This window comes from Aurantimicrobium sp., assembly GCF_036667855.1.
Classification (GTDB): Bacteria; Actinomycetota; Actinomycetes; order Actinomycetales; family Microbacteriaceae; genus Aurantimicrobium.
This window is the reverse complement of sequence record NZ_JAVWTF010000059.1, coordinates 1-7,841: the sequence shown is the minus strand read 5'-3', so window position 1 is coordinate 7,841 and position 7,841 is coordinate 1. Positions and strand designations below refer to the sequence as shown.

Annotated in this window: 9 protein-coding genes; 6 read left to right on the top strand and 3 right to left on the bottom strand. The window is 54.3% G+C overall.

The window, feature by feature from the left end; all coding sequences use genetic code 11:
- The 5 genes from RR877_RS09235 to RR877_RS09215 all read left to right on the top strand — a co-directional run.
- Positions 1–457: zinc finger domain-containing protein (locus RR877_RS09235; protein WP_332627999.1), on the top strand; the 457-nt coding region annotated here is incomplete at its 5' end.
- Positions 458–460: 3 nt separating this feature from the next.
- Entirely contained in the window at positions 461–1,945 is a 1,485-nt protein-coding gene (locus RR877_RS09230; protein WP_332551268.1) for an amidohydrolase, read from the top strand.
- A 2-nt stretch (positions 1,946–1,947) separates the two neighbouring features.
- Positions 1,948–2,868: a sugar ABC transporter permease gene (locus tag RR877_RS09225; protein ID WP_332627997.1), complete on the top strand. Its 921-nt coding sequence runs from the start codon at positions 1,948–1,950 to the stop codon at positions 2,866–2,868.
- Complete coding sequence (locus RR877_RS09220; RefSeq protein ID WP_332551265.1) at positions 2,861–3,697, top strand: carbohydrate ABC transporter permease; 837 nt, start codon at positions 2,861–2,863, stop codon at positions 3,695–3,697. The genes RR877_RS09225 and RR877_RS09220 overlap by 8 nt, the downstream gene beginning before the upstream one ends.
- Positions 3,698–3,725: 28 nt before the next feature.
- On the top strand, positions 3,726–3,863 hold the full coding sequence (locus RR877_RS09215; RefSeq protein WP_332551264.1) for a hypothetical protein: 138 nt from the start codon (positions 3,726–3,728) through the stop codon (positions 3,861–3,863).
- Here RR877_RS09215 and RR877_RS09210 read toward each other — a convergent pair.
- The 3 genes from RR877_RS09210 to RR877_RS09200 all read right to left on the bottom strand — a co-directional run bounded on the left by RR877_RS09210 (position 3,860) and on the right by RR877_RS09200 (position 6,383).
- On the bottom strand, positions 3,860–5,176 hold the full coding sequence (locus tag RR877_RS09210) for a Y-family DNA polymerase (protein ID WP_332627995.1): 1,317 nt from the start codon (positions 5,174–5,176) through the stop codon (positions 3,860–3,862). The two genes, RR877_RS09215 and RR877_RS09210, sit on opposite strands and share 4 nt — an antisense overlap.
- Positions 5,169–5,606: a translesion error-prone DNA polymerase V autoproteolytic subunit gene (gene umuD, locus RR877_RS09205; RefSeq protein WP_332619117.1), complete on the bottom strand. Its 438-nt coding sequence runs from the start codon at positions 5,604–5,606 to the stop codon at positions 5,169–5,171. The genes RR877_RS09210 and umuD overlap by 8 nt, the downstream gene beginning before the upstream one ends.
- A 138-nt stretch (positions 5,607–5,744) precedes the next feature.
- On the bottom strand, positions 5,745–6,383 hold the full coding sequence (locus RR877_RS09200; protein ID WP_332619118.1) for a biliverdin-producing heme oxygenase: 639 nt from the start codon (positions 6,381–6,383) through the stop codon (positions 5,745–5,747).
- A gap of 254 nt (positions 6,384–6,637) precedes the next feature.
- Here RR877_RS09200 and RR877_RS09195 point away from each other — a divergent pair.
- Positions 6,638–7,841: ABC transporter permease (locus RR877_RS09195; RefSeq protein WP_332627993.1), on the top strand; the 1,204-nt coding region annotated here is incomplete at its 3' end.

Sequence of the window (7,841 nt, the reverse complement as noted above, 5' to 3'; positions counted from 1 at the left end):
TGCTGTGCTGGCCCGCTTAGGGCCTGATCCTCAACGTGACCCCAGTGATGTGGCGGGGCAGAAGTTTGTGGACGCCATTCGAAAGAAGAACACGGCCATTGGCTTGCTCTTGATGGATCAGTCTGTGGTCGCAGGCATTGGCAACGTGTATCGTGCCGAGATCTTGTTCCGTGCGGGTATCGATCCCTATCGCCCCGGCAAACTCATCACCAAGGATGAAGCGTGGGCGCTCTGGCGCGACTGGGTGTATCTCTTAGAGATCGGTGTCAACACTGGTCAAATGATGACCATTGATGGGCTCGAAGGTGATGCCTGGCGCAAGGCCATGGCTAACCGGGCAGATCGCCACTGGGTCTATAAACGTGAAGGTATGCCCTGTCTGAAATGTGGCACGAATATTCGTCTGGATGAGATGGCAAACCGCAAGCTTTATTGGTGTCCGTCATGCCAAACTTGAGCTATGCAACTCACCCTCACTAACGCACGAATTCCTGGTGAACGTGGACTGATCGGAAGCTTGATCAACGTCGTCATCACCGACGGCATCATCAGCGACATTCAGTTCGTGGGGGCTACGGGAGCTATCAGTCTTGACTTTGATCCTGCTGGTGAAACCATCGACCTGGGCGGCCGCTATCTGATCCCTGGGATGTGGGACACCCACACTCACTTCACCACGTGGTCAATGCTGTTGCAGCGTTTGAACCTTGAAGGTGTTGCCTCTGTTCGTGAAGTCGGAGAGCGCGTGAAGGCTCGTCACGCCACTCACCCGGGAACTATGGTGGGCTTTGGCTGGCGTGGAAGTTTGTGGGAAGAAGAGCCCCACTTCAGCATTCTTGATGCAGCATGTCCAGATGAAGAGGTCTATCTCTTTAGTGGCGATGGCCACAGCGTCTGGCTCAACACCACAGCGCTTGAAGCGCGTGGTCACGCAGGTCACCCTACGGGTTTGCTCGTCGAAGATGACTGTTTTGCAATTTGGGGTTCGCTGGGGGACTTGAGTCCTGAAGAACTCGACAAGGCAGTACTTGAAGGTTCCAAAGCTGCGGCAGCACGGGGTGTTGTGGGCATCGTGGACTTCGAGATGGGGTGGATTCTTCCTGACTGGCGCCGCCGTATTGGTAATGGCAACGACTACTTGCAGGTCGAGTTCAGTGTCTATACCGAGAACCTCGATCGCGCGATTGAGACGGGCCTGCGCACCGGGGACACGATTGCTTCCACTGAAGGGTTGCTCCGGATGGGTAATTACAAACTCATCTCCGATGGTTCGCTGAATACCCGCACTGCTTTCTGTCATGATCCCTACCCTGGGCTCACCGGCAAACATGCCCGAGGCATGCTCAACACTTCCTATGACCAACTCGTCGCGTTGATGACAAAAGCAAGTTCTGCGGGCATCAATTGCTCCATTCACGCCATTGGAGATGACGCCAACACGTTTGCCCTCAATGCTTTTGAGGAAGTGGGCTGCGACGGAACCATCGAGCACGCCCAGTTACTGGCGTGGGAAGATATTCAACGCTTTGCGGAGCTGGGTGTGGTTGCTTCTGTTCAGCCCGAACACGCCATGGATGACCGTGATGTGGCAGACGTGCTGTGGGAAGGCCGCACCGACCGTTGTTTCCCCTTCGCATCCATGCTGGATGCGGGCGTGAAACTGACGATGGGCTCAGATGCACCGGTGGCACCACTGGATCCCTGGTTCGCTATTGCCTCCGCCGTGGAGCGCACACGCGATACGCGTGAGCCGTGGCACCCGGAACAGCGCATTGAACCACAAGCTGCCATTGATGCCTCTGTTCGAACCCGTGTTGCGGTGGGGCAGCGGGCAGACCTGTGTGTCGTAGATATTGACCCGCTGTATGCCTCGGTTGAGGAGCTGCGCACTATGCCGGTCGCTGCTACCTTCAATGGTGGCCGACTCACGCACAACGCGCTCTAGACATGGCAGCACGAACGAGTGTCGCCAGGCGACAGAAGGGCTATGGGTGGTTTCTCTACCCCGGCCTTGGCGTGCTCGTGGTGTTCTTTTTTGGCATGTTCTTCTGGAATGTCGGGATCAGTTTCCTCAAGTGGCCAGGATATGGGCCTGCAAAATGGGTGGGCTTAGACAACTTCCGCAACATCCTGGACAATCAAGACTTCTGGGAATCGTGGATTCATGGTGCGTTTTATGTGATTCCCTATGCCCTTATTCCCACACTTCTGGGGTTAGTGCTTGCCGTGGCAACCTATGACGCATTCGTGGGCAAGTTCGGTTCCAAGTTGGTTCCCGTTGCCCGAACGGGTTTCTTCCTGCCTCAGATCGTCCCTATCGCTGTCTCGGGAATGATCTGGATGTGGATGCTGGATGGTTCTGAGGGAGCGCTCAATACCTTCCTTGAGCAACTTGGCATGGGCGAGGTGACCACAGAGTGGCTTCGTGAACCTGATACTGCCCTGTTGGCGGTTGCTTTCTTCATGCTGTGGCTACAAACCGGGTTTGCCTACGTTGTGTTCCTAGCCGGGTTGTCTCGACTGGACCCCTCCGTATTAGAAGCATCTCAACTTGATGGAGCTAATTGGTGGCAACGGCTTCGCTGGGTCACAGGCCCATCTCTGCGCCCGGAAAGTTTTGTCGTTCTGTTGTTTTTGATTGTGGGCGCGTTGAAGGTCTTTGCCCCCGTCTTCTATCTCACCGGTGGTGGTCCCAACGGGGCGACGATGTCGCCGTCCACGTTTGCCATCGATAGTTTCTTTGGCGGCGCCTCGGTGGGTATTGGTTCTGCTTTGGTGACCACGCTGGCGCTCATCATTGGTGGACTCCTCGGTATCACCTTCGTGAGTGTTCGACTGCGTGCCCGGGTGGTGAACCGCGATGCGTAGAGCACTTTCTCGCCTGCCCAGGTCTGGGGTTATTGCACTGGTCATTGCTGTGGCAGTGATGTGGCTGTTGCCGGTGATCATGGTCGTACTGGCGTCGGTGAAATCCAGTCAAGACTTTGCCTCCAGTGGATTCCTGGATCTTCCTAAGGAAATTGCCTGGAACAACTTCGAGATGTTCTTCGGTGGCATCAATATTGGTCAGAAGATTCTCAACTCCTTCACCATCAGTATTGGTGCGGTTCTGATCAGTTTGTTCCTGGCATTCCCTGTTGCCTATGCCGTGAGCGTGGGCAAGCACCGTTTGCGTCCCCTCGTCATCACCTTGAGTGTGTTGATCTTCTTGCTCCCTGTTGAATCAGTGGCATTCCCCATCTACTTGCTCTCGAAGATGACCGGTCAATACGGCAGCATCGGATTCTTGATCATGCCGCTGGGCATTATTGGCAGCGCCTTTGCCATATTCCTGTTGGCGAATGTGATGAATCACATTCCTGCCTCGCTGGCAGAAGCTGCCGAGATTGATGGAGCCAACAAGTGGCAGGTGATGTGGAAGGTTGTTCTTCCTCTGATGACCCCCACGGTGTTGACTGTTGCCCTGTTGTTGTTCGTCAACAACTGGAACGAGTATTTGCTCACCCTTCTGCTCTTGCCTGACACGGCAAGCCAGACGGTTCCTCTAGCCATCTCTATGGTCAACTACGGCCAGTTTGGTGGGGCTCCAGGTGAACTCGTTGCAGCGGCTAGTGTTCTTGCTGCGCTGCCTTCCTTGCTCGTGTTCTTGTTCTTCCAGCGCACTTTGGTGCGCGGTATTACGGCAGGAACGCAGTAGTTCTTAGAATTCGTGTTGAGGGGGAATCATGAAAAAGAACGAAGAACTCGATGATGATCTGAACATCGAGGCCGCGATGGAAGATGATGGCGCCTCATCTAGTCCTGGAATCATCAGCATGCTTGTTAGTGGGGTTATTGACTTCTTCGGAAATTTCCTCCGCTAACGCGCATGCACCGTGGCCAGTTCATCCCAACGAGTGGTGGCTCTCAACGAAAGCATCTCTCGCTTCATTTCCCAGTGACGTGGTGACTTGAAGCCGGCGGCGCCGAGGCCAATGCTGAAGGCGCCGTGCTTCTCCATCACGTGATCGAGTACTTCGCCGAGCTGTCTGCTCTCGTGGATGGGGGTGAATAGGTCGAGGTATTGGTGGGAAGTCTTGGGGCTCACATCATGGAGCATGATTCCTGCTCGCACATACTTCCGTCCGTCTTCGATGCACTCGAGAAGGACGGCACTTGATGCTTTGAGGATCTCCACGGGGTCGTTGGTGGGAACCGAGAATATGGCATTTCTGTAGGGAGAGTGGAAGGGTTCATTAGCAAAGCGGGAGGTGCCGGCAAAGCAGGTCAACGCCCCGGCCACAGAACCCTGCTTACGCAGGCGTTTACTTACTCGTTGGGCATAGACCGCGAGGACTTCCTCCATCTGTTTCCGCGTGGTCACAGGGGTGGCAAAGCTGCGTGAATACATCACTTGGTTCTTGACCAGGCGCTCGCCTTCGAGCTTGATGCAGTCGATGCCGCGTAGTTCATAGAGTGAGCGCTGCACCACCACACCAAACTTCTTCTTGATGCGGACCGGGTCCGCATCTCGCAGATCCTTGATGGTGTGGATACCGATGCTGTTGAGGCGTTTACTCAGGCGTCTCGCAATACCCCAGATATTGTCCACAGGCAGAGCAGCCATGATGTGGTCTATCTGCGCTGGCGTGAAGGTGTCGAGATTACATACGCCGTTCAGCCCGGCAGACTTCTTGGCGCCACTATTGGCCAGCTTGGCCTGCGTCTTGGACCTGCCAATACCCACACAGACCGGTAAGCCCAGCTTGTTCTGAATAGTGGCCTTGATCTCATAACCTATGGCCACAAGCTCTTCGGGGGTTCCCTTGAGCTCCAGGAATGCCTCGTCGACGCTATAGACCTCCACATGAGCAGAGAACTCGTGCAAGATACTCATCACGCGTGAAGAGAGATCGCCATAGAGCTCATAGTTGGACGACTTGGCCACCAGTCCCACGGATGGTGCCCAGGCAGAGATTTTGAACCACGGAATTCCCATCTTCACGCCGAGAGCTTTCGCTTCTTTGCTCAGTGCCACCACACAGCCATCGTTGTTGGAGAGCACCACAACGGGCTTGCCTTCCAGGCTGGGGTCAAAGACGCGCTCGCAGGAGGCAAAGAAACTGTTGACGTCAACGAGGGCGATGCGGCGCTGGGATTCTGGCAGAGACGCTGTATTGAGTACCGAATCAAACATGGTGCAAACACCTGGTGACAACACCCCAAATGGTGAGTTCACTCAAGGTGTCCACGGCAATGTCGGGATAGCGAGGGTTCTCTGCTTTGAGCAGTACTCGCTCAGAACGAATGAATAGTCGCTTGAGAGTCAACTCGCCATCGAGCACTGCCACCACGACGTCACCGTCGCGAGGTGTCAGGGCTCGATCCACGATGACTTCATCGCCATCGCTAATACCTGCGTTCTTCATGCTGTCGCCGGCCACCCGCACGATGAACGTGGAGTTCACGTCTTTGATCAAGTGAGTGTTGAGGTCTACTCGCCCATCAAAATAATCTTGCGCGGGAGAGGGAAAGCCCGCTTGAACGGCAGTGGAGGCAGCCAGAATTGCCGGAATTGACTCCCCGCTCAGTGGTCTGACCACTAACTCTGGTGTTGGTGTTGCCATCTGGATCCCCTCCTACTATTCGAATATATCTTCGAATAGTTGAGCATAGCCCACGGACAGTCTTGCTGTCGCTGTTGTGAGCAAAATGTAATAGCTCCGCCTGAAATCAGACGTAGCTATACGGGTAATGTGCTCTCGTTAGTTGCAGGATTTCTCGCCGAGGTCCTCGAATAGCTTCTGGTTGAGAGTGAACGAGTATTGAACTTCTTCGACTAGAAGGGCAATTTCTTCCTCGGTCAGAATGAGTCCATCTAACGTTGCGCGGTAGTTCTCTTTGTATCGAACGTTGTTCTCGATTTCTGTGAAGTTGCAAAAACTCAACTGCTCGGGTGTCGCTCCGTAGTGACGTGCTACGAGCGCGGAGATGGCTTGACCGCCAGAGAGGTCGCCAAGATAACGCGTGTAGTGGTGAGCAATAAGGCGAAAATCTGCCTTGCCATTGAGGCGCATGAGCGCTGTGCAATACTCCGCCAAGCTTTCGCTGACGGGGAAGTGCTCACGCCAATCGGCGGCACCGAGGGCAACCAAATCATGTTCGATCGAGGCAAAGCGATCTAGTTTTGCATCCCAGAGATTCTCGGACGAAGGGAAAGCTTCGCCGTGGTGTGTTTGCAGCTCAAGTGCTTCGTAAACCCAGGCGAGGTTAGCGAGATACGTCGTGTAGGCATCAAGATCTAATTCACCACGCATGAGTTCAGTGATAAAACCACTAGATTCTGCGGCCTTGTGCTGTTCGGCAGATGCCTCTTTGAGGAGCTGCGAGATGGGTGCTGTCATGTTTGAACTCTCGTGTAATGGTTTCTAGTTAGGTAAGGCTATCCTAACTTTCTGGGTAAATCTAGGTTATGAAATTCTTCGATTTCATAAAAATGAATGGTTGAAAATCACCGCCGAAATTCAGCACGTCGTACGGGGATGGTTGTGTGAGTGCCGGACCCATTATTCATAGGTGGTTCTTATCTTCTCCATACGCTTCACACAGCAAACGTTCATAGATTCAGGAGCATTACCCCCCTACTTAGGAGCTCCACATGTTCTTCACATATCTGCGACGCGAACTCAGCGGTCGTCGTAAACAAACGGCAATTATTGCCTCGGGGATGGCGCTTGCCATCGCCCTCGTCATCATCGTCAACTCCGTTGCCGCAGGAGTGAAATCAGCGCAATCAAAAGTTCTTGAAAGCGTTTATGGCGTCGGTACTGATATTTCCGTGAGCCAAACTCCCACAGCGCCCGGCGAGGGTGAGGGCGGCCCTGGCCGTTTAGAATTTGGTTCCGGCGATGGTGAAACCACGGATGGTTCAACCGCACTCAGCGCGTCGCGGTTGACGAGCGGCCCCGGGTCGGCAACCATGTCCTCGGATGCCTTACAAACCGTGTTGGGAATTGAGAACGTTAAGGCAGCGGCGGCGACCTTGGCATTGACCAATATGACGTTTAGTGGTGAAATTCCAGACAGATCTCAGGCGCAGAGCGCTCCTGGAACAGAACTGACAGCTCCAACTGGCGGAGCTGATGGCGCCGGTGGAAGTGCATTCGATGTGAATTCATTCAGTGTGCTGGGTCTTGACCCTGCAGGTGCCGCAGTCGGTCCACTCTCTGCAGTAGAGCTCACGGATGGCCGTGGCCTGGATGCAGCTGACGCTGGACAGGCGAATGCAGTACTCGACGCAGCCTATGCCACTACTTCTGAACTAGCTGTTGGAGACACCATCGACATCGGTGGAACAACTTTCACCATTGTGGGTCTCGTTTCTGCCACATCGGGTGATGCCGCAACAGCCGCAAATGTCTATATCCCGCTAGATATGGCACAGTCCATTTCCGGCCAGACAGACATGATCAGCAACATTTACGTCCAGGCTGAAAGTGCCACCGACATCGCGCAAGTTCAGGCAGATATCGAAACTGCTCTACCTGACACCACGGTGAGTACACAAGAAGATCTCGCATCAAGCGTCTCAGGATCCCTAGCGACCGCTTCCTCCTTGCTGAGTAACCTTGGTCTCTGGCTGTCTGTTGCCGTGCTGGCGGCAGCATTCTTGATTGCCATCTTGTTCACCATCTCAGGCGTGACACGTCGCACTCGTGAATTTGGAACCCTCAAGGCGATTGGTTGGTCCAACAAGCGCATTGTGGGACAAGTGGCAGGTGAATCTGTCGTTCAAGGTCTGATCGGCGGCGTCATCGGAGCTGTCGTTGGGCTTGCTGGTGTCCTCGTGATCAACGTGATTG